Annotated in this window: 22 protein-coding genes and 1 other annotated feature; of the genes, 17 read left to right on the forward strand and 5 right to left on the reverse strand. The window is 36.7% G+C overall.

Features of this window, described 5'->3' with window-relative positions; genetic code table 11:
- Positions 1–4 precede the first annotated feature (4 nt).
- The 11 genes from modB (at position 5) to IGL37_RS05720 (ending at position 12699) form a co-directional block, all read left to right on the forward strand.
- Complete coding sequence (modB, locus tag IGL37_RS05670; RefSeq protein ID WP_002360415.1) at positions 5–676, forward strand: molybdate ABC transporter permease subunit; 672 nt, start codon at positions 5–7, stop codon at positions 674–676.
- A complete protein-coding gene (locus IGL37_RS05675; protein ID WP_002398259.1) occupies positions 673–1677 on the forward strand; it encodes an ATP-binding cassette domain-containing protein in 1005 nt (334 codons plus the stop codon). The genes modB and IGL37_RS05675 overlap by 4 nt, the downstream gene beginning before the upstream one ends.
- A 121-nt stretch (positions 1678–1798) precedes the next feature.
- Positions 1799–3901 carry a heavy metal translocating P-type ATPase gene (locus IGL37_RS05680; protein WP_002357707.1) on the forward strand — a complete coding sequence of 701 codons (2103 nt, stop codon included), beginning with the start codon at positions 1799–1801 and terminating at the stop codon, positions 3899–3901.
- Between the two features lie 268 nt (positions 3902–4169).
- Positions 4170–4613 (forward strand): cell division protein ZapA, encoded by a 444-nt coding sequence (gene zapA / locus IGL37_RS05685; RefSeq protein ID WP_002357706.1) that lies wholly within the window; start codon positions 4170–4172, stop codon positions 4611–4613.
- A 19-nt stretch (positions 4614–4632) separates the two neighbouring features.
- A complete protein-coding gene (locus IGL37_RS05690) occupies positions 4633–5181 on the forward strand; it encodes a CvpA family protein (protein ID WP_002357705.1) in 549 nt (182 codons plus the stop codon).
- A 110-nt stretch (positions 5182–5291) separates the two neighbouring features.
- Positions 5292–7658, forward strand: coding sequence for an endonuclease MutS2 (locus IGL37_RS05695; RefSeq protein ID WP_033917970.1), 2367 nt, complete (start codon positions 5292–5294; stop codon positions 7656–7658).
- Positions 7659–7755: 97 nt separating this feature from the next.
- Positions 7756–8070, forward strand: a complete 315-nt coding sequence (trxA, locus tag IGL37_RS05700) for a thioredoxin (protein WP_002357703.1) — start codon at positions 7756–7758, stop codon at positions 8068–8070.
- 164 nt (positions 8071–8234) lie between these two features.
- Complete coding sequence (gene uvrC, locus IGL37_RS05705) at positions 8235–10031, forward strand: excinuclease ABC subunit UvrC (protein ID WP_033917969.1); 1797 nt, start codon at positions 8235–8237, stop codon at positions 10029–10031.
- Between the two features lie 151 nt (positions 10032–10182).
- Positions 10183–10440: a DUF3884 family protein gene (locus IGL37_RS05710; RefSeq protein WP_002378312.1), complete on the forward strand. Its 258-nt coding sequence runs from the start codon at positions 10183–10185 to the stop codon at positions 10438–10440.
- A gap of 104 nt (positions 10441–10544) precedes the next feature.
- Positions 10545–11444 (forward strand): ABC transporter ATP-binding protein, encoded by a 900-nt coding sequence (locus IGL37_RS05715; protein ID WP_033917968.1) that lies wholly within the window; start codon positions 10545–10547, stop codon positions 11442–11444.
- A complete protein-coding gene (locus IGL37_RS05720; RefSeq protein ID WP_002357698.1) occupies positions 11437–12699 on the forward strand; it encodes an ABC transporter permease in 1263 nt (420 codons plus the stop codon). Before IGL37_RS05715 ends, IGL37_RS05720 begins: the two co-directional genes overlap by 8 nt.
- Positions 12700–12734: 35 nt before the next feature.
- On the opposite strand, the gene IGL37_RS05725 is transcribed toward IGL37_RS05720, so the two are convergent.
- The gene (locus IGL37_RS05725; protein ID WP_002363900.1) at positions 12735–13733 is read right to left on the reverse strand and encodes a LacI family DNA-binding transcriptional regulator; all 999 of its coding nucleotides are present in this window, start codon (positions 13731–13733) and stop codon (positions 12735–12737) included.
- Positions 13734–13874: 141 nt separating this feature from the next.
- Between IGL37_RS05725 and IGL37_RS05730 the strand changes: the two genes are divergently transcribed.
- The gene (locus IGL37_RS05730) at positions 13875–15269 is read left to right on the forward strand and encodes a 6-phospho-beta-glucosidase (RefSeq protein ID WP_002357694.1); all 1395 of its coding nucleotides are present in this window, start codon (positions 13875–13877) and stop codon (positions 15267–15269) included.
- Between the two features lie 25 nt (positions 15270–15294).
- Here IGL37_RS05730 and IGL37_RS05735 read toward each other — a convergent pair whose 3' ends face one another.
- On the reverse strand, positions 15295–15801 hold the full coding sequence (locus tag IGL37_RS05735) for a hypothetical protein (RefSeq protein ID WP_002357693.1): 507 nt from the start codon (positions 15799–15801) through the stop codon (positions 15295–15297).
- A gap of 245 nt (positions 15802–16046) precedes the next feature.
- Between IGL37_RS05735 and abc-f the strand changes: the two genes are divergently transcribed.
- Complete coding sequence (abc-f, locus tag IGL37_RS05740; RefSeq protein ID WP_033918018.1) at positions 16047–17513, forward strand: ribosomal protection-like ABC-F family protein; 1467 nt, start codon at positions 16047–16049, stop codon at positions 17511–17513.
- Between the two features lie 40 nt (positions 17514–17553).
- Here abc-f and IGL37_RS05745 read toward each other — a convergent pair whose 3' ends face one another.
- Positions 17554–18840 (reverse strand): NAD(P)/FAD-dependent oxidoreductase, encoded by a 1287-nt coding sequence (locus IGL37_RS05745; RefSeq protein WP_002357691.1) that lies wholly within the window; start codon positions 18838–18840, stop codon positions 17554–17556.
- Positions 18841–18977: 137 nt separating this feature from the next.
- On the opposite strand from IGL37_RS05745, the gene gdhA reads away from it, so the two are divergent.
- On the forward strand, positions 18978–20324 hold the full coding sequence (gene gdhA / locus IGL37_RS05750; protein WP_002360402.1) for an NADP-specific glutamate dehydrogenase: 1347 nt from the start codon (positions 18978–18980) through the stop codon (positions 20322–20324).
- A gap of 181 nt (positions 20325–20505) precedes the next feature.
- Complete coding sequence (locus IGL37_RS05755; RefSeq protein ID WP_002357685.1) at positions 20506–21855, forward strand: glucose-6-phosphate isomerase; 1350 nt, start codon at positions 20506–20508, stop codon at positions 21853–21855.
- 65 nt (positions 21856–21920) lie between these two features.
- On the opposite strand, the gene IGL37_RS05760 is transcribed toward IGL37_RS05755, so the two are convergent.
- Together IGL37_RS05760 and nrdI are read right to left on the reverse strand one after the other, a co-directional pair.
- The gene (locus IGL37_RS05760; protein ID WP_002357684.1) at positions 21921–22100 is read right to left on the reverse strand and encodes a hypothetical protein; all 180 of its coding nucleotides are present in this window, start codon (positions 22098–22100) and stop codon (positions 21921–21923) included.
- A gap of 58 nt (positions 22101–22158) precedes the next feature.
- A complete protein-coding gene (gene nrdI, locus IGL37_RS05765; protein WP_002413821.1) occupies positions 22159–22602 on the reverse strand; it encodes a class Ib ribonucleoside-diphosphate reductase assembly flavoprotein NrdI in 444 nt (147 codons plus the stop codon).
- A gap of 208 nt (positions 22603–22810) precedes the next feature.
- Positions 22811–22858: a sequence feature (sodium ion sensor (DUF1646 type); this cis-regulatory element may regulate processes involved in with the transportation of sodium ions), on the forward strand.
- A gap of 116 nt (positions 22859–22974) precedes the next feature.
- Here nrdI and IGL37_RS05770 point away from each other — a divergent pair.
- Positions 22975–23298: a V-type ATPase subunit F gene (locus tag IGL37_RS05770; RefSeq protein ID WP_002404376.1), complete on the forward strand. Its 324-nt coding sequence runs from the start codon at positions 22975–22977 to the stop codon at positions 23296–23298.
- Positions 23288–25267, forward strand: a complete 1980-nt coding sequence (locus tag IGL37_RS05775) for a V-type ATP synthase subunit I (protein ID WP_002413820.1) — start codon at positions 23288–23290, stop codon at positions 25265–25267. Before IGL37_RS05770 ends, IGL37_RS05775 begins: the two co-directional genes overlap by 11 nt.
- The last annotated feature ends 26 nt before the right edge of the window (positions 25268–25293 follow it).

Genomic DNA, 25293 nt, shown 5'->3' on the forward strand with positions numbered 1-25293 from the left:
GAAAATGGATGTTCGACCAATTCTTTTATCTTTTCAGACAGCAATAATCGCCATTTTATTTACTTTTATTTTAGGAACAGGCGTTGCGTATATTGTTTTTCGTTTGAAAAATCGTAAATTAAAAATTCTTTTGAATAGTTTATTTACGTTGCCATTAGTTTTACCGCCGACTGTTTTTGGTTTTTTTCTCTTAACTATTTTTGGTGTTCAGCAACCAGTGGGCCAGTTTTTACTTGATTTTTTTGCCATTCAAGTTGTTTTTTCGTGGCCAGCTACGGTTATTGCTGCCGTTGCTGTTTCATTTCCTTTAATGTATCGTTCAGCCTTAACGGCGTTTGAACAAATGGATAGTGAATTGTTGGCTGTGGCCCAGACACTCGGATTTTCGGAAAGTCGATATTTTAGAAAAATTGCGTTACCTTTGTCGATGAACGGTCTCTTGGCCGGTGGCGTGTTAGCCTTTGCCCGTGGGTTAGGCGAATTTGGAGCGACGACAATGTTAGCAGGGAATATTGCTGGCAAAACAAGAACGCTTCCTTTAGCTATCTACTCTGCTGTAGCAAGTGGGGATTGGCGTTTAGCCAATCAATATGTTGTAATTATGTTATTACTTTGCCTGATTATTTTATTTTTTACGGAATTTTTTAGTCAGCGCGCTTGGAGAAGATCGGAATGAGATTAATTGTTGATATTCAAAAAGAATTGAAAAGTCATACTTTGCAAATTCAGTTTGAAACAAAGACGCAAACAACAGGAATTTTAGGTGCTTCTGGTTGTGGCAAGAGTATGTTATTAAAATGTATTGCGGGTGTTGAGACTGCGGATAAAGGTCAGATTGTTTTAAATGATCAAGTCTTATTCGATGCTGAACAAAAGATCAATTTGTCGCCGCAACAACGAAAAATTGGTCTTTTGTTTCAACAGTATGCGTTATTTCCTCATTTATCGGTAGTAGAAAATCTGACGTGCGTGACAAAAGATTTACAATTGGTCACTCAATTGCTTGCGTCTTTTCACTTAACTAAAGTCCAACAACAATATCCTAGTCAACTTTCTGGAGGACAAAGACAACGAGTGGCTTTTGCGCGAATGCTAGCGGCTCAGCCGGCTTACCTGTTATTGGATGAGCCATTTTCCGCATTAGATGCACCCTTAAAGGAAGAGCTGCAAATTGAACTTCAACAGCGATTAAGTAATTTAAATCAACATGCCTTAATTGTGAGTCATAGTTTAGATGAACTGTATAAGTTATGTCAGAGTTTAGTGATAATCACAAAAAACCAAACACTTTTTGGTGCAACAAATCAATTATTTAACCAACCTCAAACGATTGAAGCAGCTAAACTCACTGGTTGTAAAAATATTTGGCCTGTCAAACGCATAGATGCGCACAGAGTCCAAGTGATTGGCTGGCAACAAACACTAATGGTTACACAAGAAGTTCCTATTTCTTGTCATTCTATAGGTATTCGGGCCCATGATTTCACAACAGAACCGCAGGCAACCAATCAAATCGAAGTGCATCACTTACAAACATTGTCAGCACCTTTTGAACAAAGTGCTTGGTTTCAACACCAACAAACCAAAATTTGGTGGAAAGGCAGCAATAGACTCAATCCGAAAGTTATTACTCAGTTATCCATTCCACCTACAGCAATTATGCCATTATGTCTATAAAATAGAAAAAGATTACGTGAAGCGGTTGACATATGATTGTATCTTCATTTATAATAGATTCATGAAAGGTTATTCATGTAAACGGAATAATCGCTATTATATAGGGAGTGAAGGTGTTTAAATGCAAAAGAGTTATAAACTAGAAGGACTTGATTGTGCAAGTTGCGCAGACAAAATTGAAAAATCTGTCCAAAAAATTCACGGAGTAGAAAAAGCGCGTGTGGACTTCATGGCTGAAAAGATGACACTGGAAGTTGAATCAGGACATGATTTAGAAGTCGAAAATGAAGCGCGTGCAGTGATTGGTAAGTTAGAACCAGATGTCAAAGTTATTTCTTTAAAAGATGTCAAAGAAGAAGAGGGACGTAATCCAAATAAGAATCGCTTAATTCGTATCATTATTGCATTTGTTTTATTTTTAGCACTTATTATCATTAAGCCAAGTAATAATTGGGTTGCTTTGGCGTCTTATTTAGTCGTTTATGTCTTAATTGGTGGCGACATTGTCAAACGAGCGGTAACGAATATTTTTCGTGGGGAAGTGTTTGATGAAAATTTCTTAATGTCTGTGGCAACGATTGGGGCATTCTTTATTGGGGAATATCCCGAAGCTGTGGCAGTAATGTTATTCTACCAAGTCGGCGAATGGTTCCAAAGTGCTGCAGTTGATCAATCCAGAAAATCAATTGCCAAATTAATGGATATTCGTCCAGATTCAGCAAATCTTTTAGTAAATGGACAAATAAAAGCGGTCGCTCCAGATACAATTGAAATTGGGCAACAAATATTAGTGAAACCAGGTGAAAAAGTTCCATTAGATGGTCAAATTATTGATGGATCAAGTATGGTAGATACCTCTGCGTTGACTGGTGAATCCGTTCCAAGAACGGTCAAAGTCGGCGATGAAATCTTAGGTGGTTTTATCAATAAAAATGGGGCCTTGACCATTAATGTTACGAAAAAATTTGGGGATTCAACAGTTAGCAAAATTTTAGATTTAGTTGAAAATGCTAGCAGTAAAAAAGCCCCTGCAGAAAACTTTATTTCTAAATTTGCTCGTTACTATACACCAGTTGTCGTTGTTTTAGCTGTCTTATTGGCAGTGATTCCACCATTTATTTTCCCTGATACTTCTATTAATGAATGGGTTTATCGGGCATTAACGTTCTTGGTTATTTCTTGTCCATGTGCCTTAGTCATTTCTGTTCCTTTAAGTTTCTTCGGTGGAATTGGCGGAGCCAGTAAACTAGGTGTTTTAATTAAAGGAAGTAACTATTTAGAAATTTTAGCGAATACGGAAACGATTGTTTTTGATAAAACTGGTACGCTAACAAAAGGAAATTTTGTGGTTCAAAACATAACTAGTGTTGTTTTACCTGAAGAAGAGTTGTTACGTTTAACAGCAACAGCAGAACAATTATCCACTCATCCAATTGCTATTTCTATTAAAGAAAGCTATGGCAAAGAAACAGTTCCAGCAACAGCAATTGAAGAGGTTGCCGGACACGGTATCAAAGCCACAATTGAAGGCAAAACAGTTTTAGTCGGTAATGCGAAGTTAATGAAACAATTTGGTATCGAAGCACCAGAAGTGAAGGAAGCGGGAACTTTAATTTTTGTCGCTATTGATAATCAATTTGCAGGCTATTTAGTGATTGCGGATCAATTGAAACCAGACGCTATTTCAGCAATAAAAGAATTAAAAGCTGAAGGGGTCAAACAAACTGTTATGCTGACTGGAGACAATCAACAAGTTGCAGAAGCTATTGCAAAAGAAGTTGGTGTTGACAAAGTTTATGCAGAACTTTTACCAGATGGCAAAGTGGATCGTTTAGAAGAGTTGTTAAAAGCATCCTCACCTAAAAACAAAGTTGCCTTTGTTGGTGACGGCATGAATGATGCACCTGTTTTAGCCCGGGCTGATGTTGGGATTGCCATGGGTGGTTTAGGAAGTGACGCGGCAATTGAAGCTGCTGATGTGGTGATTATGAATGATGAACCAAGTCGTATCGCCTCTGCGATTAAATTATCAAGAAAAACATTGAGAATTGTTAAACAAAACATTATCTTTGCGATTGCTGTTAAAATCATTGTTTTGGTACTAGGTGCATTAGGCTTGGCTTCAATGCAAGCAGCAGTGTTTGCTGATGTTGGTGTAACTATTATCGCTGTATTAAATGCTATGCGTTGTTTACGTGTAGAAAAGATGAAAGATAATAACTAAGCCTTAAAAAGTACAGCTGAAACAAACATTTTTAGCTGATTATCAGAGTTTGAGCGTGGGACAAAAATCACTTTGACTTTTTGTTCCACGCTTTTTCTCCTACACAATTTCTATTCGTTCTTAAATTGCCAGAGTTCTTGTAAAGAAATCTTTAAATTTTTCGCTTTGTGGCATATAATAAGAGAGAATTTGTACGAAAATTGCGCTTCGCTTTTTTTTCATGGTACAATAAGCAAGAATGGATTGATTTACAGGAGGGAACCTCAACATGGCATCAAATGAAAAAACACGATATAAAGCAATCATTGCAGACCATACGTATACAATTATTGGCCAAGAGTCAAAACAACATATGGATTTAGTCACAAAAATTGTCAACGAACAACTGGCGGAAATTAAACATCTTTCTCCGCAAACTGATACGGAACAAGCTTCTGTTTTATTAGCAATTAATGCAATTTCAGATCAACTAAAAAAACAAGAATATGCTTTAAAATTGGAAAAACAAGTAGCAGATTTAAAACAGAAAACCATTCGTTTGGCTGAATTAGAGAATCGTGTGCGCCGAATGGAAATTATCGAAGAAGAAGCACGAGATGTTTTGAAAAAGAATGGACAAGAAGATGTAGAAATTCATAATCATGTGGAAGCCCAACAAATTTTGAATGAAAATCGAAAACAGCAGATTCAAAATAAAGGTGTTTCGGAGTAGTTCCTGAAAGGATGACAAGATGTTAACAATACTTATTTTATTACTTTTAGCCTTTGGATTTTATACAGGAGCTAAAAGAGGCTTGATTTTACAAGTGCTCTATTCGGTAGGTTACTTAATTTCATATTTTGTTGCTCGTACCTATTACAAAGAGGTCGCTTCTCATTTAGAATTGTATATTCCATATCCATCGGTTACGCCAACGTCAAAGCTTGTCTTTTTTAATCAAGAGATTTCTTTAGACTTGGATAAAGCCTTTTATTCAGCGGTTGCGTTTCTATTATTGCTGTTTGCAGGCTGGTTGGTCGTTCGTTTTTTAGCTATCTTTTTACATGGATTAACATTTATTCCAGTTTTGAAACAGGTAAATGGACTATTAGGTGGCGTATTAAGTGTTCTTGTGTTATACGTGGGTCTTTTTCTAGTGTTAGCTACGGCGTCAATGATTCCGTCAGATATTGTCCAAAATCAGTTTCGGTCAAGTGGCTTGGCACGAGGCATTGTAAAAAATACCCCAATTCTAACAAAACAAGCATATGAATTATGGGTTGAACCAATTACGAAATAAAGCTGAATGGGACTGAGATAGAGATAAGAAGTAAGTGAGCAAAGCGAAACTTCTTATGTTATGTCTCAGTCTTTTCAACAAATGAAAAAGTTAGAAAAGTAGGTGGAAAAATGAATCAGCGTATTCTATCAACATTAGGGTTTGATAAAGTAAAACAACAGTTGTTGCAATTTATTGTGACAGCTCAGGGGACAAACGAAGTTTCGGAATTATTACCGATTGCTGATGAAAATAAAATTCAAGCATGGCTAAATGAAACACAGGATGGTTTAAAAGTTCAACGATTACGTGGTGGAATCCCCATTCCTAAATTAGAAAATATCCAACCACACATGAAACGGATTGAAATTGGTGCGGATTTAAATGGCATAGAATTAGCACAAGTAGGCCGTGTCTTGTCGACTACTTCAGAACTGACTCGTTTTTTTGATGAGTTAAGTGAAAATGAAGTGGATTTTGAACGTTTATATATGTGGCGAGAGCAACTAGAAGTTTTGCCTGAATTAAATCGCCAACTCAAACAAGCCATTGATGATGATGGCTACGTCACAGATGAAGCTTCGCCAGCTTTAAAGGCAATTCGGCAAAATATTCGTCGTAGTGAGCAGACCATTCGAGAAGAACTAGATAGTATTATTCGTGGGAAAAACGCACGTTATCTGAGTGATGCCCTTGTTACTATGCGAAATGAACGCTACGTAATTCCAGTCAAACAAGAATATAAAAATATTTTTGGTGGCGTGGTTCACGACCAAAGTGCTTCAGGACAAACCTTATTTATTGAACCTAAACAAATTTTAGAAATGAATAATCGTTTGCGACAACAACAAATTGCCGAAAGAAATGAGATTACTCGCATCTTGGCAGAACTGTCGGCTGAGTTGGTTCCTTATCGCCGAGAAATTACGCATAATGCTTATGTCATCGGTAAACTTGATTTTATTAATGCTAAGGCGCGACTAGGAAAAGAACTAAAAGCAGTTGTTCCAGAAGTTAGTCAAGCAAATCATGTAGTTTTTAAACAAGCCCGGCACCCACTATTAAATCCAGAAAAAGCTGTAGCCAATGACATTGTGATTGGAGAAGAATATCAAGCAATTGTGATTACAGGGCCTAATACCGGCGGGAAAACCATTACTCTGAAAACGTTAGGTCTTTTACAATTAATGGGTCAAGCTGGATTACCTATTCCAGTTGAAGAAGAAAGTAAAATGGGTATTTTTACAGAAGTATTTGCGGATATCGGGGATGAACAATCGATTGAACAAAGTTTAAGTACTTTCTCTTCACATATGACGAATATCGTGTCTGTCTTAAAGAAAGTCGATCATCAAAGTTTAGTACTATTTGATGAATTAGGTGCTGGGACAGATCCGCAAGAAGGGGCCGCTTTAGCGATTGCCATTTTAGATTCATTGGGTGCTAAAGGAGCCTATGTGATGGCAACAACCCATTATCCTGAATTAAAAGTGTATGGCTATAATCGAGCTGGAACAATCAATGCCAGTATGGAATTTGATGTAGATACCTTGAGTCCAACCTATCGTTTATTAATTGGCGTGCCTGGCCGAAGTAATGCTTTTGAAATTTCGAAACGTCTTGGATTAGACAATAGTATTATTGAAGCTGCAAAACAAATAATGGACGGTGAAAGTCAAGATTTAAACGAAATGATTGAAGACCTGGAAAACCGTCGCAAAATGGCCGAAACTGAATATTTAGAAGCTCGCCACTATGTCGATGAATCGGCCGCTTTGCATAAAGAACTGAAAGAAGCCTATCAAGTGTTTTTTGAAGAACGAGAAAAAGAATTACAAAAAGCGCGGAAAGAAGCGAATAAAATTATTGCAGAAGCGGAAGAAAATGCGGAAACCATTATTTCTGATATTCGCAAAATGCAATTGGAAAGTGGCCAACAAGGTGGTGTCAAAGAACATCAGTTAATTGATGCGAAAACACAACTTTCTCGATTACACCATGAAGAAACCAAGCTTGCTAAAAACAAAGTGCTGAAGAAGGCGAAAGAACAGAAAAAATTAAAAGCTGGCGATGAAGTAATTGTCAATACTTACGGCCAACGAGGGACCTTATTAAAAGACAACGGCAAAGGACAATGGCAAGTCCAATTAGGCATTTTAAAAATGAACGTATCTGAAGAGGATATGACGCCTGTCGCTCCACAAAAAGAAGCGAAACCAAGAGTTACAACAGTTCGTTCTGCAGAAAGCAGTCATGTTGGCACACAACTAGACTTACGTGGCAAACGCTACGAAGAAGCATTGGCAGAAGTTGACCAATACATTGATGCTGCGATTCTAGCGGGCTATCCACAAGTAACCATTGTTCACGGCAAAGGAACAGGTGCATTAAGAACCGGAATAACGGAATTTTTAAAAAATCACCGCAGTGTGAAAAGCTATGAATTTGCGCCACAAAACCAAGGTGGTAATGGTGCGACTGTCGTAAAATTCCAATAAACAAGGACTTACAATAAGTAAGCAGAACACTCGCTATCTTAGAGATGACGTGTTATACTAAGCATGTAATAAGAGTAAAGAGTAGGAGGTTTGTGAAATGACACAAGCAATTACCGATAAAGATTTTGCAACAGAAACAGATGAAGGATTAGTCTTAATCGACTTTTGGGCAACTTGGTGTGGCCCTTGTCGTATGCAAGCACCCATCTTAGAACAATTATCTGAAGAATATGATGAAGACGAAGTGAAAATCGTCAAAATGGATGTGGATGAAAATCCTGCAACACCAGCAAGTTTTGGAATCATGAGCATCCCAACATTGCTATTGAAAAAAGATGGCGAAGTTGTTGAAAAAGCAGTCGGTGTTCATACAAAAGACCAATTGCAAGCAATGATTGCCAAACACTTATAAACGTTGATTAGTCATTACGAATAGTCTGATTCAGTCTGAAGAGAAATCATTAGCGATTGTCTTTTCAGGCTGTTTCTTTCGTACATAAAGTAGCGGCTTTTTTTGTTTAATTACAAAAAGAGGTGTATAATAGACGAAGCATTTTGTTAGAAAGGAAGTATCGTATGAACGAACGAATAAAAAATAAATTAGCACTGCTTCCTGATCAACCTGGTTGTTATTTAATGAAAGATAAAAATGGCACGATTATCTATGTTGGGAAAGCCAAAATTTTGAAAAACCGTGTCCGATCTTATTTTCGTGGTAGCCATGATACTAAGACAGAACGATTAGTCAGTGAAATCGATGATTTTGAATATATTGTGACAGAATCGAATATTGAAGCACTTTTATTAGAAATTAATTTAATCCATAAAAATAATCCCAAATATAACATCATGTTAAAAGACGATAAAACCTATCCTTTTATCAAAATCACAAACGAAAAATATCCTCGTTTAATGATTACTCGAAAGGTTTTAAAAGACAAAGCGTTATATTTTGGCCCATATCCAGATGTAAATGCAGCGAATGAAACAAAGAAACTGTTAGATCGGCTTTTTCCTTTGCGAAAATGTAATCCATCGCAAAAAACACCTTGTTTGTATTATCATTTAGGACAATGTCTGTGTCCCTATGCTTTTGATGTGGATCCGCAAGTCTACAAAGATATGGTGGAAGAGATTAAAGGGTTTCTCTCTGGTGGACATACAGAAATTCAGGACCGCTTACAAGAAAAAATGGCTTATGCAGCAGCACATATGGAATTTGAAAAAGCTGCAGAATTTCGCGATCAAATTAAAGCGATTGAAACAGTTATGACCCGCCAAAAAATGACGAATGTAGATTTAATTGATCGTGATGTGTTTGGTTATGCTGTTGATAAAGGCTGGATGTGTGTCCAAGTATTCTTTGTCAGACAAGGAAAATTAATCGAACGTGATGTATCGATTTTTCCATTTTATGATGATGCCAGTGAAGCATTTTTAACTTTTATTGGACAATTTTATCAAGAGAATGAGCATTTTGTGCCAAAAGAAGTCTTGATTCCTGATGACATTGATAAAGAAAGCGTCGAAGCTTTATTAGCTACGAAAGTCTTGCAGCCGCAACGGGGAGAAAAGAAAAAACTGGTTAAATTAGCCAGTAAAAATGCTGCAGTTGCTTTAAATGAAAAATTCGATTTGATTGTACGGAAACAAGAACGAACAATTGGCGCAGTTGAAAAATTAGGCAATGCGATGAACATACCTGCGCCCATTCGAATTGAAGCATTTGATAATTCAAATATTATGGGAACAAACCCTGTTTCTGCGATGGTTGTGTTTATTGACGGACGGCCAGCTAAAAATGAGTATCGAAAATATAAAATAAAAACTGTGCAAGGTCCTGATGATTACGCTTCTATGAGAGAAGTCATTTATCGCAGATATTCACGAGTTTTAAAAGAAGTCTTGCCTTTTCCTGATTTAATTTTAATCGATGGTGGTAAAGGCCAAGTCGATGTTGCTAAAGATGTGTTAGCCAATCAACTAGGAGTCGATATTCCTGTAGCTGGATTAGCCAAGAACGACAAGCACAAAACGAGTGAACTTTTATTTGGTCCAAACTTAGAAGTTGTACCATTGGAAAGAAACTCACAAGAATTTTTCTTGTTGCAACGAATCCAAGATGAAGTCCATCGTTTCGCCATCACATTCCATCGTCAATTACGTAGTAAAAATAGTTTTGCTTCCAAATTAGATAACATTGAAGGCTTGGGACCGAAACGCAAAAAAAATCTTTTAAAAGAATTTAAATCGCTTAAAAATATTACGGCAGCCAGTGTTGAAGAATTAAGAAAAGCTGGGTTACCTGAAACTGTCGCGAAGAATGTGTATCGTCATTTGCACCAAGAAACAACCTCTGAGATAGAAAAATAAATGAAAATGAACCAGACCAATTAGGTGCTTTTCCTAATTTGTCTGGTTTTTTTATTCAATTTTTTCATGAAAAGTTGAACTCTCAAGAAAATATGATAACGATTTCTTTCGTGATATACTAATACTAACTTAAAAGAGAGGACGTCTGATCATGAAAATACTAACACCCGTTTATCAAATAAAATTTAAAAAAGTACCAAATCAATTACTGATTGATGAGCGTTTAATGAATGAATTGGGTACGTGGTTGAATCGTACAGGTCGAATTTGGGCCTGCCAATCATCAAAATCGGCAAAGGAATTTAAAAATAAATTTTATGAAAGCACAGGCTTGACCGCAAATGAAGTGCATATTTCTGCCGAGACGGATGGCCTTTTTCGCTTAGCAGAAAATAAAGCGTCTGATTAAAGTGCAGCATCTTTCCATAACAATTGTCATTGACAAGCCAACACAGGAAAGATACGATATGAGTAACTAAACAGCGGTTTAGAAAAAGTGAAGGGGGCGTTTATGTGTTAGAGGTAAAAGAGTTAGTCAAAACCTTTGGGGATTTTAAAGCAGTTGATCATGTATCCTTTACGATACCGGACGGGAAAATTTTAGGATTAATTGGCCAAAATGGTGCCGGGAAAACAACTACGTTTCGCTTGATTTTAAATTTTTTAACACAAGATAGCGGGTCAGTTTTATGGAATGGTCAACCATTAAACGAAAAAGAATACAATATTATTGGTTATTTACCAGAAGAACGGGGTTTATATCCTAAAATTACGATTGAAGACCAACTAATTTATTTCGCTTCATTGCGGGGGAAAACTAAAAAAGAAATTGAACCTAAAATTGACTTTTGGATGGAAAAATTTCAAGTTAAAGGCAAAAAAACAGATAAAGTTAAATCTTTATCAAAAGGAAATCAACAAAAAGTTCAATTGATTGCGACACTTATTCATGAACCGAAGTTAATTATTTTAGACGAACCATTCAGTGGCTTGGATCCAGTTAATGCAGAATTATTAAAAGACGGCATTATTGAATTGAAAAATCAAGGTTCTTGTGTCATTTTTTCCAGTCATAATATGGACAATGTGGAAAAAATCTGTGACCATTTAGTCATGTTAAAAAATGGACGCATGGTTTTAGATGGTCAGGTTCATGAAATTCGACAACAATTTGGTCGAACAAAATTATTTTTAGAATCAGCGTTATCTGTTGAGGAAGTTGCTGCTACAGCAGGTGTGAAAGAAGCACACTTGCGACAAGATGGCGTCTTAGAAGCGACATTAGAAAACGCTGAAGTGGGCAAAGTGTTGTTTGATAAAGCGACAGCCAACGGCTACATTCCAATGTTTAATCAACAACCACCAACATTGGAAGAAATTTTCAAAATGAAAGTAGGTGGGCAAGATGAGTAAATTTTGGATTATTGCGACTGATGTCTATAAGAAAAATGTGAAGTCGCTGTCTTTCTTAATCATGATTTTAGCGCCATTTCTTCTTGTAGGAATTGTTTACTTAGCGGGCTCTCTAGCTAGCGGTTTTTCAGGAGATACTACCATTGGTCTGGTTTCGGAAAACCAAGCGCTGGTTAAAGAGTTGACAAAGAATAAAACAGAGGACTTTTCTTTCAAAGCTGTTTCTTCTGAGAAAAAGGCCCAAGAACAATTAAAAGACGAGAAAATTGATGCCTATTTACTTTTGGACACTACAGATAATCAGATTTCTGGTCAGCTTTACTCTGAACGCTCTTTAGGAAATGCAACCGAGATGCTAATTCCTCAAATGTTAAACCAATTACAAACAATGGCGAATGCCAATCGTTTAAACCTAACAGCTGAGCAAGTTGCCATGTTGAATCAACAAGCAACATTTAAAAAAGCCAAAATTAGTTTTGATGAAAATGGCAAAATAAAAACAGGAGAAGATAACACAGGGATTCAAATGGCGTTAGCAATGGGGATAACAATTTTGTTATTTGTCTTCATCAGCAGTTATTCTTCAATTATTGCCCAAGAGATTGCTTCTGAAAAAGGCACTAGAATCATGGAAGTTATTCTCTCTAGTACAAAAGCGCAAACCCATTTTTATGGCAAATTAACTGGGGTTATTCTAGTAGCTTTAACACAAATTTTCATTTACGGAGTGGCGTTTGTTCTCGGCTATTCTCAATTGAAAAATCTTGATTTTATGAAAAGTCTATTAAGTGGTATTTCACCACAAAGTATTTTTTCATCAACCTTTATTTTTACATTAGGCTTTTTCATTATTGGTATTCTCGTTTTTGCTGTTTTGGCAGCACTTTGTGGTTCTCTTGTTTCCAAACCAGAGGATACAGCAAAAGCAGTTCAGCCCATCATGTATATTGGTTTAATCGGTTATATGATTGGCATTACGTTTGGGACGAATGATCCACAAAATATCGTGGTGAAAGTGACTTCCTTTATTCCGCTGATTTCGTCATACATTATGCCAGTACGCTTGGCGACCGAAACGGCATCAACAATGGAAGCAATTGTCTCATTAGTGATTTTGGCAGTTTTTGGAATTATTTTAACAATCTTCTCTGCTCGTTTATATAAATCAAACGTTCTTGTGTACAGTGAAGGCGGCATGATTCAATCCTTAAAACAGTCAATTTCTATTTTAAAAAATGAACAAAAGCATAAATAATCCTTGTTTAACTATAAAAGGACCCGGTAAATCAGTCAAAGTGACTGATCTGCCGGGTCTTTTTTAGGCACTGTTCGTCGTTCAACTAGACGAACGGTTAATTTTTTTTCAGGAATGTTCGTCTGATTTAATTGGTTGTATAGGTAAATAAATGAGTTTTCGGCTTGATACTGAATGGCATAATCAACAGTCGTAATATGCATCAACTCACTGACATAACTATTATCAAAGCCAATGACAGCGACATCGCGAGGAACGGCATAATTTAGATTTTCAAGTTCTGAAATAAACTCAGCTGCTACGTGATCATTATAAAAGGCCAAAGCTTCTGGCTTGTCGGTTAATTGTTGCCAGTAATGGGCAATTTTGCGACCAGAATGGTTAGTATACTGATCATTAATCAGCCACTCAGCTTGCCAAGGTGCCTGAGTGTTTTCATAAAAATCTTTCATTGCACGTTTTCGTGCGTGCGTGTTTAAATTTTCGGGATTACCGAGGACATGACCGATTTTTTGGTACCCTTGTTGTTGCAAATATTCTAAGGAACGATAATAACCAGAGTAATGATCAATGTAGGAAGAGTATATATTAGGTGAATCGATACGATGCCAGGTTGCTAAAGGACCATACGCGCTGTATGGCTCAATCACCGACCATTCATTTGTTCGTGTCAATAAAAACAAGCCATCTAATTGTTTGTATTTTAATTGGTTTAAGGCATCAATTTCTTTCTGCTGATCGCCATCTGTAAAAAATAAGGTTACGGAATAATTGTATTTTTTGGCAATTGAAATAAAGCGATTCAAGAAAATACCTAAGGAACCTAAATAGCTAGGGGCTAAAAAGCCAATGGTTTTTGTGGCACCTGCTCGTAAATTCCGCGCCACATAATTCGGGGTATAATTTAATTCTTTCATTGCTTTGAGAATTTTTTCTTGACTATCGGCACTTACATATCCTTTTCCAGAAATTAAGCGAGAAACAGTCGATTTCGAGACACCGGCAACTTTTGCTACATCAATGATAGACGTCATTTTTTACCTCCAAAGTGGAATGTATTCTTATAAGAAGTATAGCATACATTTTTTTGAAAATAGTGCTTGACATGGGAACATTCCCATAATTTATCCTAAAGATGTAAACGATAACAATTTAATCAAGGAGGAAGAAGACGGATGACAAGAGGAGCATTAAAAATTGCAACAATTGGTGGCGGTTCTAGTTATACACCTGAATTAATTGAAGGATACATTAAAAGAAAAGATGAACTGCCAATTAAGGAAATTTGGTTAGTCGATATTGAAGCTGGTAAAGAAAAATTGGAAATCGTTGGGGCAATGGCGAAGCGCATGATTAAAGCTGCTGGTTTAGATTGGGAAGTTCATTTAACATTGGACCGTGAAGCAGCCTTAAAAGGGGCGGATTTTGTTTCAACACAGTTTCGTGTAGGATTATTAGATGCCCGCATTAAAGATGAACGGATTCCTTTGTCCCATGGGGTATTAGGCCAAGAAACAAATGGCGCGGGAGGAATGTTTAAAGCATTTCGAACAATTCCTGTCATTTTAGCTATTATTGACGATATGAAACGCCTTTGCCCAGATGCTTGGTTAGTGAATTTTACTAATCCAGCTGGAATGGTTACGGAAGCTGCAATTAAACATGGCGGTTGGAAAAAAACAGTTGGCTTATGTAATGTGCCGATTGGTCATAGAAAACAAGCGGCCGAAATGCTGGGAATTCCAGAAGAAGACTTATTCTTTAAATTTGCTGGAATTAATCATTTCCATTGGCACCGCGTTTGGGACAAAGAAGGACAAGAGCGAACACAAGAACTCATTGATTTAATTTACGGACCTAAGCAAGAGCAAGAAAGTCATTTGAAAAATATTTTTGATGCGCCGTTCCATTATGAACAGTTAAAAGATTTAGGAATGTTACCATGTGGTTATCATCGCTATTATTATATTGAAGATGAGATGTTGAAGCATTCCATCGAAGAGTATGAACGGGGCGAAACAAGAGCACAAGTGGTTAAAGAAACGGAAGGTCGTCTGTTTGAATTGTATAAAGATCCCAAACTAGATTACAAACCAAAAGAATTAGAAGAACGGGGCGGCACACACTATAGCGATGCAGCTTGTGAAATGATTGCATCAATTTATAATGATAAACGAACGGATATGGTTGTTTCTACTGAAAATAATGGGACAATTACTGATTTACCGTATGATTGTGTTGTAGAAGTATCTGGACCTGTGACAGCTCATGGCCATGAACCTTACAACTGGGGGGCCTTTCCGCCAGCAGCACGAGGAATTATTCAAAATATGAAAGCTATGGAAGAAACGGTTATTCGAGCAGCCATCAATGGTGATTACGGCGCAGCATTGCATGCTTTCACTATTAATCCATTAGTTCCTGGCGGCGTCATGGCGAAGACCTTGTTGGACGAATTATTAATTGCCCACAAAGCGCATTTACCGAATTTTGCAGATGCGATTAATAAAATTGAAGAAACACAACCAGAAACAGTCACATATGTGGCCGAATTAATGAAAAGTAATTAAAAAATATCGCACGCTAAAGATTCGTTTAGTGTGCGATACTTTTTTTAGAATAGGAAGCAAAGGATTCCGTTTTTTTCTTGACAGTAAAATGATAGGTTTGTTGCCGGAACAGCCACTGAATACCAGAGTAAATTAAAATTTCAGCAATAATAAACGTCGAAAGTTTCTGTGCGGAAAGGAATAATAGCGTTAAAATTAAAAATAAGACGACACAGGTATAAAAAACGTGTTGCAATTTTTTAGAATTGATAATCGTGATTTCTTTGGTATCTTCAGTAACTTCAATGCGCCGATAAAATTGGAACCAGCCTTCATAGAACGTTAAAACATCTCCAGGATCAGCCTCAATTTCAATAGGTACATTAGTAAAAAGTTTCCCTTGATGCACACCATTTTTATAAAATGTAAAATAGCGTAACGCGCCCCAAGCTGATGTTTTTCGTGTCAATGTAATCTTCATGGTTTTCACCTCCGTCTTTATTTTGCCATAGTTTCGGTAAAATTGTATCCTACTAAAGTCCGATTCTCTCATTTTAGGGTCAGAATTGACAAAAGAAAGCAGAGGTGTTAGTGTGGGAGTAATTAAACGAGGAGGTATAATTGTATGTTGGCATCTATCAGAATTTGGATTGACTTTTTGACAAAATAAATTGAATAAATCTTATCAAAAAGTCTGAAATTAAAATTCATGGGTGACGTGTGTACTTTTATACGAAACTACAAGGATAGCGATTAGGCTGTCCTTTTTTGCGTACCCAAGATTCTTTCGTTTCAGAAATGAAAGAAGAGGGCAAAATGAAAAAATTAAGTATTCATCTGAAAGAAGTAAGTATTCACTTTTCGGGAAAACCAATTCTAGAAATTGATGAATTATTTGTATATGAAAATGAAAAAATTGGGATTATTGGTAAAAACGGCGCAGGAAAATCAACACTGCTCAATTTAATTATGGGTAAGATTCAATCAGACAAAGGAAAAGTTCAAAGATTGAACGACTTTCATTACTTGGCACAAGTAGCTGAAGAAATAACGAATGAACCAGAGAAAACTGACAAAAACTGTTTGTTAAATCAGAAAAATCAAAAACTAAGTGGTGGCGAAAAAGTCCAAAAACGCTTAGCAACATTATTTTCAGAGTATCCAACCGGGGTTATTTTAGATGAACCAACCACACATTTAGATAAAGAACATCGTCAGTTGTTAGTGGCAGATTTAACGTATTATTATGGGACCGTTTTGTTTGTTAGTCATGATCGCTTTTTCTTGAATCAATTAGCAGAGAAAATTTGGGAAGTTTCGGATGGACATGTCAAAGAATATTTAGGGAACTACGATGCGTATTGTCGTCAAAAAGAATTGGAACAGCAAACACAATATAATGTCTATCATCAATATCAAAAGGAAAAGAAAAAATTACAGGAATCTTACGCAAAGAAACAAGCACAAGCGCAAAAATCTAGTCATGTTTCAAAAAAACAAAAACAAAAGCAAATTAAACCTAGTCGTTTAGCTGGTTCTAAACAAAAAGATACCGTACAAAAAGCACTCCAAAAACAAGCGAAAGCGATTAATGCCAGAATTGACAGATTACCCGATGTTGCGCAAGCAAAACAAGAGCGAAAAATTATTTTTCCTACTAATAATCAGTTCTCTTTATACAATCCATATCCAATTAGAATTGAAAATTTAACTTTCGCTTATGAGAATCGAACAATTCTTAACCAAGTGAACGTTCAAATTCCTTTAAACGAAAAAATAGCACTTTGTGGAAAAAATGGTGCTGGGAAGAGTACCTTCCTTCAACAAATTGAAGCCCGTCACCCGGCCATTTACTTTTCTCCCAAAGTCCGGTTAGGAACGTATCATCAATTAGATTATCGATTAAAAAATGATGAACCACTGTTGACTTATTTATTGAAGCGGACAAATTATTCTGAAAAGATTGTGCGTTCACTTTTATATCGACTAGGTTTTCAACAAGAAAATTTACAGACAAAGATATCTTCTCTAAGTGGTGGCGAAGCCATAAAAATTACTTTGGCGCAATTATTTATAGAACCAAATAATATCATCTTATTGGATGAACCCACCAATTTTCTTGATTTAGACACAATCCAAGCACTTGAAGAATTTATAAGTGCCTATCAAGGAACAGTAATTTTCACTTCGCATGATGAAACGTTTGTGGAAAAAGTAGCCACCCGCACTATTTATTTAGAAAACGGGAAAATTATTGATAAATAAAAAAAGTAAACAAAAAGTCGCTATTTTAGCGACTTTTTGTTTAGACTTCTTCAATTGGTAAATAGGTGTATTCTGCAATTTCTGCGGCATGGGAGCCAGCAACATGTCCAGTGACAAATGCAGCTGTAACATTGTAGCCTCCAGTATAGCCATTAATATCTAAAAGTTCACCAGCAAAAAATAAACCATTGACTAATTTGCTCTCCATTGTTTTAGGGGTCACTTCTTTGAGGGAAATCCCACCGCCTGTGACAAAAGATTTTTCCAAAGGCAATGTTTTCGTAACAGTGAACTGAAAGTCTTTCAGTAGTTCCACAAAGGAAAGACGTTGCTTTTCTGTCAGTTGTTTGGCAGGCACTTCTTCAATTGCTAGTTTCTCTAGATAAAAAGTAAGCAGACGTTCTGGTATTAAAGAATGAAAGGCATTTTTTGCCACTTTATTTGGCTGTTCCTCAATCATGTAATCAACGTTTTTCAGCACTTCTTCAAAAGATTTTGTCGGAAACACATCCAAGGCTACCGTGACAGGTTGATTACCGTTGCGAGTTAATTCTTGGTTAATAAAACTAGAACAGCGGAGCGCGGCAGGTCCTGAAATGCCAAAATGTGTAAACAGCATATCCATTTGATGATTAACTAAAGGTTTTCCTTTTTGGTTCAAAACAGTTAAATTAACATCTTGTAAAGAGAGACCTTGCAACGTTTTATCAAGGATAAAAGGTTCTTCAGAAATAATAGGTGATTCGGTAGGGTAGAGTGGGCTGATGGTATGCCCCATTTTTTTGGCTAGTTTATAGCCATCACCAGTTGCTCCTGTGGAAGGATAAGTGCGGCCGCCAGTTGTTAATACAACACACGGCGCATAAATTTTTTCCAGTTCGGTTTCAACGCCAATTATTTGATCGTCTTTTCGTAGTAATTTTGTGACCTGTGTTTTTGTAAAAACAGTGACTCCTAATTCGTTAATGCGGTTAAATAGCGCATCAACAATTGACTTCGATTTATCTGTAACAGGGAACATGCGTCCGTGATCTTCTTCTTTTAAGTGAATACCATTGGATTCAAAAAAGTTCATGATATCATAGTTATCAAATTGTGAAAATGCGCTGTATAAAAATTTTCCATTCCCAGGAATAAATGAAATGATTTCTTCTGCGGGCCGATTATTAGTTACATTACAGCGGCCGCCACCAGTCATTAATAATTTTTTCCCAACACGGCGATTTTTTTCAATCAATAATACTTGAGCACCAGCTTCTGCGGCCGCAATCGTGGCCATCATACCACTCGTCCCAGCACCGACAATAATTACATCAAATTTCTTCATAGTTCTCCTCCAATTCAATAGGTAGTGTACCATAATTACAGGATTTTTTCTGGATTTAAGGAAAAAATAAACGTTTGACTATGGTAATTTTTGAATTTTCAGTTAAAATAAACCTATAACAATGAGAGGATGATTAAATGGACGCAAAACAATATGTTAAAAATATTCAAGAAAAAATTCACCAATTAGACCAAGGTCAAACAGAATATTTACAAGCAGTCGATGAGTTTTTACCAACCGTAGAAGGTTTTTTAGAAAAAAATCCTCAATACATTGAAGCAAATGTTTTAGGTGTCTTGATTGAACCTGAACGTATTTTTCAATTTCGTGTGCCGTGGCAAGATGACCAGGGCAATTGGCATGTGAACAGAGGCTATCGTGTCCAATATAATTCAGCGATTGGACCATACAAAGGTGGTTTGCGGTTTCATCCAAGTGTGAATTTAAGTGTGATGAAGTTTTTGGCCTTTGAACAAATTTTTAAAAATAGTTTAACTGGTTTGCCAATCGGTGGCGGCAAAGGCGGTAGTGATTTTGATCCAAAAGGTAAGTCAGATGCTGAAGTGATGCGCTTTTGTCAAAGTTTCATGACCGAACTTCAAAAACATATTGGTCCAAGTACAGATGTTCCAGCAGGCGATATTGGCGTAGGCGCTCGTGAAATTGGTTATTTGTTTGGCATGTATAAACGCTTGCGCAACTATGATGCAGGAGTGTTGACTGGAAAACCTTTAGGATACTGGGGAAGCCAAGCAAGAACAGAAGCGACGGGTTATGGAACGGTTTATTTTGTTAAACATTTATTAGCAGATAAAAACGATACGTTTGAAGGCAAAAAAGTCGCTGTTTCTGGTAGCGGGAATGTCGCAATTTATGCCATGGAAAAAGCAACTGAGCTAGGCGCCACAGTAATCACATGTTCCGATTCGTCTGGTTTTGTCTATGATCCAGAAGGAATTGATGTGGCGTTAGTAAAAGAACTAAAAGAAAAAAATCGTGAACGCATTTCAAAATATGTTGAAACACGTAAAGGCGCAACTTATTATGACAAAGAATCTGTTTGGGATTTCGAAACAGCGTATGACATTGCGTTACCATGTGCAACACAAAATGAAATCAACGAAAAGCAAGCTGCTATTTTAGTGAAAAACGGAGTGAAAGTCGTGGCAGAAGGTGCAAATATGCCTTGTACACTAGAAGCAGTCGCCGTTTTTGCTAAATCAGCTGTAATTTATTGTCCAGGCAAAGCCGCTAATGCAGGTGGTGTTGCGGTTTCTGCATTAGAGATGAGCCAAAATGCTGAACGTTTAGCTTGGTCCTTTGAAAAAGTTGACGGTATGCTAGATCAAATTATGCAAAACATTTATGAGACTTGTCGTGATACAGCTAACGAATATCAGGCACGAGATAACTTTGTTTTAGGTGCGAATATTGCTGGCTTCGAAAAAGTAGCGGCAGCGATGCTAAGTCAAGGACTCGTTTAATAACAAAAAATGCTAGGATTTCCTAGCATTTTTTCTTGGTTTGTTTGATTAAGAGAATAAATATCTCTAATTAAATAGTTAAAATTAAACAATTGGTCTATCCAAAAGAATTTGCTTGAAAAAATGTCTAAAAACACGTAAAGTATACATGTAGTAAGTTTACTTTCGAGGAGGAAAAGGAATGTCACACATTCAATTAGATTATTCCAAATTAGCACCATTTGTTGCTGACCATGAATTGGAATACATGCAAACACAAGTCACTGCAGTGGACAAAGCATTACGTGAAGGTACAGGAGCTGGTAATGATTTTACTGGCTGGATTGATTTACCAGAAAACTATGACAAAGAAGAATTCGCGCGCATTAAAAAAGCAGCAGCAAAAATTCAATCTGACTCTGAGGTATTAGTAGTCATTGGTATCGGTGGTTCATATTTAGGTGCCCGTGCAGCAATTGAATTTTTGACACATTCATTTAATAATCTATTATCCAAAGAAGAACGGAAAGCGCCACAAATCTTCTTTGCTGGAAATAGCATCAGCTCAACTTATTTAGCTGATTTAATCAATGTGATTGGTGATCGTGATTTTTCTGTGAACGTTATTTCAAAATCTGGAACGACGACAGAACCAGCGATTGCTTTCCGCGTCTTTAAAGAGTTATTAATTAATAAATATGGCAAAGAAGAAGCCAATAAACGTATTTATGCGACAACTGACCGTGCTAAAGGAGCAGTAAAAGTTGAAGCTGATGCGGAAGGTTGGGAAACATTTGTGATTCCTGATGATGTGGGCGGTCGTTTCACTGTTTTAACGCCAGTAGGTCTTTTACCAATCGCTGTTAGCGGTGCGGATATTGATCGTTTAATGGAAGGTGCAAATGATGCACGTAAAGAATACGGCGCAACGAGCGACTTAAAAGAAAACCAAGCCTATCAATATGCTGCGTTACGTAACATTTTATATCGTAAAGGTAAAACAACTGAAATGTTAATTAACTATGAGCCTGGCATGCACTATTTCTCTGAATGGTGGAAACAATTATACGGTGAATCAGAAGGAAAAGATGGCAAAGGTATTTTCCCAGCAGCCGCAGACTTTTCAACTGACTTACATTCCATGGGTCAATATGTTCAAGAAGGTATGCGTAACTTATTTGAAACAGTGGTTAAAATTGAAAATCCACGCCATAGCATTTCAATTCCGGAACAAAATGAAGATCTAGATGGCCTAGGCTATTTACAAGGAAAAGAAATTGACTTCGTCAATACAAAAGCGTTCGAAGGTACGTTGCTTGCTCACACAGATGGTGGTGTGCCAAACATGATCGTTAAAGTGCCAACAATGGATGCTTATTCATTAGGTTATGTTATGTACTTCTTCGAAATTGCGGTGGGCATCTCAGGTTACTTAAATGGGGTTAATCCATTTGACCAACCAGGTGTTGAAGCTTACAAACGCAACATGTTCGCTTTATTAGGTAAACCAGGTTTTGAAGAATTAGCAAAAGATTTAAATGCACGTCTATAATTTGTAAATAACAGAAGAAAAGAGCCAGAAACACTTACGTTTCTGGCTCTTTTCTTTTGTTTAAATTATTTTTCCAATGGTTCGTTCCATTTTTTAGGACTCCAAATAGTTCCTTCCAATGCAACTTGAAGACTTTCATTATCATCTTCTAATTGTTCAATATATTTGATGGTTTCCTCGATAATAAAAGAATTGGGTTCTTCGCTGATTGACTGAAGTTGTTCTGCTAACCATGTATTTCTCATTTTTCTTCACCTCAAAATGTAGTCTATCATAGGTGAGCTTTTTAGTAATGAAACTTGCTTATTGGTTTTCCTTTAAAATAGCATAAATTCGTTCAATATCCGCTTGGGTACCTCTTAATTCATAGTCAGCTAAGAAGGGGAAGTTAAATTGTTCCGCATACTGTTTAGCTGTCAGGCAGTATTGGTGGTTAAAGTTTTTATTGCCGCTGCCCACCACGCCAGAGCAATAACGATAATTATTTTCAAAAGCAAGATATTCTCGCATGACTTCTGTTAAAATTTCGGTATTGCCGTTGTTGATGCCATCGCCACCATCTAAATAGGTAGGCACAAAGGTAAAAAATGGTTCTGTTTCTACTTCTAACGGAGAATTTTCCGAAATTTCTTTGAAAGTAATCGTAGGATTTTTTTCGTTTTGCTGATGTTGCTCTTCAGCATAAGTTGTTAAATGTTGAACAAATGAGCGTGTATTACCAGAGATTGAAATATATCGTATATTCATCAGAGATCCCTCCAAATAAATTTAATTGTTTACGTAAGTATAGCACATCTATGTGAAAAAAATTCAAGATCAATAATTATAAAGCGAAAAAAATAATGCCTTTTTATTACCTATTATAAAAGTGAAAATTTGTTATTTTAATTCATTTGGGTAAGTATTGAATTTTGCGAAAAACTTTGCTAAGATGGTAGAGTATTGAATAAAGAATGGTTGGGCGAAAGCTTCAAGGATTCAGTTCTTCAAGGGGTGAGAAGAACAATTTTTGAGTTTGCGCCTTTTTGCATACCTAAAACAAAAGGGCTGAGCGTATCTCTATTTCGCTAGTCCTTTTTCTTATATGCTAAAGGTGTAAAAACTAAGGAGGTGGAGACAATGGTACAAGAAGTACTAGAGCAAATCAAGGCAGCGGAAGATGCGGTGGAAGAGCATCGGCAACAAGCTAAGATGAATTGTCGTTTATATGAAGAACAGAAGCAAGAACGTTTAGCTGAACTACGTCAAGAGAGTGAAGAAGCTGTTGAAAAAGTGCTGACGGATTCACTAGCAACGCAAGAAAAGATGTTACAACTTGAAAAAGAACAACTTTTAGATGAAACAAAGCGCACTGAACAAGCGCTTCACGAACGTTACGAAACGAACAAAGAACAAGTCATTGATTCAATTATTGAGAGGGTGAAAGACGTTTATGGCAGTTAGTAAAATGGAAAAAATGACAATAATTGCCGCTGCCGAAAAAGAAGCAGCAATTCTACAAGCCATTCAAGGCTTGCAAATTGTCGAAGTAAAACGGATTTTTCATTCGCCTGAAGAAGAACAAGCCTTAAAGAGTCAATATTCTTTTTTACAAGCAGAACAGTCAACTGAACAGCTACGTAAATATGAAACGATGCTACAACAATTGCAAGAGCTTCTTTTATTTTTGACACGCTCTTCAGGAAAAGGGTTAAAGATAAAAAGAAAAGTCTATACTTTGGAAGAGTTGGAACAAACCTTTGATGAAGAAACATTACAAAGCTATTTGACGGAATTAAAGAATATTCAAGAATCTTTGAAACAAATTCAAACGGATCGTCAAGGATTAGAAGCTGAAGAAGAATTATTAGGCCGCTGGCAATATCTGGATATTTTACCGCATAAACAACAGTTAAAAAGTAGTTATGTCGTTCATGGTTCGATAAATCTAGCCAATAAAGCCAGTTTCTTGAGCGCTTTGTCTCAATGGCCAACGGTTTATTTTGAAGAAATTTATCAAAGTATGCATCATAGTTACTTTACACTCGTTTACCTGAAGGAACATCAGCAGAGTGTAACCGAGTTATTAAACCAATATAGCTTTGAACCACTCCAATACCGTTATGATGTTCCACCTAAAGAGGCATATCAACAAGTCAAAGAACGATATGAAATTTTACAAAAAGAAGAAAAAGCCTTAAAGCAACAACTGGCTTCTTATCATGATTTTTATGAAACGTTTTGCTTGGCTGAAGAAGTCTTATTGGCGGTTATCCAAAGAGAACAAGCACGTCAACATTTGTTAAAGGCTTCATCATTTTTCATCTTGCAAACGTGGATTCCAGTCGAAGAAAAAGCCGATATTTTGACAGCGATTGAAGAAAAAGTTCCTAAGGACGAAATAGCTCTTACTTTTGAAAATCCTACGAAGGCGGAAATTGAGACGGATATACCAGTTAAACTAGCGAATAATAAATTGGTGCAGCCGTTTGAAATGTTAACAGAGATGTATAGCTTACCAAAATATGAAGAAGTTGATCCGACACCTGCGATGATGCCGTTTTATCTAGTCTTTTTTGGCATGATGGTAGCGGATATTGGCTATGGCTTACTGATGCTACTCTTGTCTATTATTGCTTTGACAGCATTTGTTTTACCGAGAGGCATGAAACGTTTTGCCGACTTTTTCTTGATTTTATCATTTCCAACAATTATTTGGGGCTTCATTTACGGTTCGTTTTTCGGTGCAGCATTACCGCCAACAATGTTTGGAATCAAATCACCATTTCCGATTTTATCAACGACCGAAGATGTAAATACGATTCTTATTTTATCGGTTATTTTTGGGTTTATCCAATTGGTTGTCGGTTTAATGATTAATGGGATTCAGTTATCAAAACAAAAGCGCTATTTAGATAGTATTAACGAAAGTTACGCTTGGTTAGGGATTTTGTTTGGTTTAGCATTGTTAGTCGTTGGTAAATTAGTGGTTAAAAATGAAGGCTTATTTACAGCAGGTGCAATTTTAGCTAGCCTTTCTGCCATTGCAATTATTGTGATTCCAATGATTCAATCGAAGGCCAAATTAAAAGGTTTAGCCAAAGGACTGTATGGACTATACGGTGTGACAGGTTATGTCGGTGATTTAGTTAGTTATACACGTTTGATGGCGTTAGGAATTGCTGGGGGAAGTATTGCTTCAGCGTTTAATATGCTCGTTGAGTTTATGCCGCCAGTTGCCCGTTTTAGCGTGGGGATCTTGCTGTTAATTGTTTTACATGCGTTAAACATATTCTTATCGTTATTAGGTGCTTATGTTCATGGCGCACGTTTGCAATATGTTGAGTTCTTTGGAAAATTTTACACAGGCGGTGGCCGGGCGTTTAATCCGCTAAAAACAAAAGAAAAGTATGTCAATGTTGAGAAAAAATAGAAAATTATTTATTGGAGGAAAATAGA

This window comes from Enterococcus sp. AZ119 (assembly GCF_050546175.1).
Lineage (GTDB): Bacteria > Bacillota > Bacilli > Lactobacillales > Enterococcaceae > Enterococcus > Enterococcus faecalis.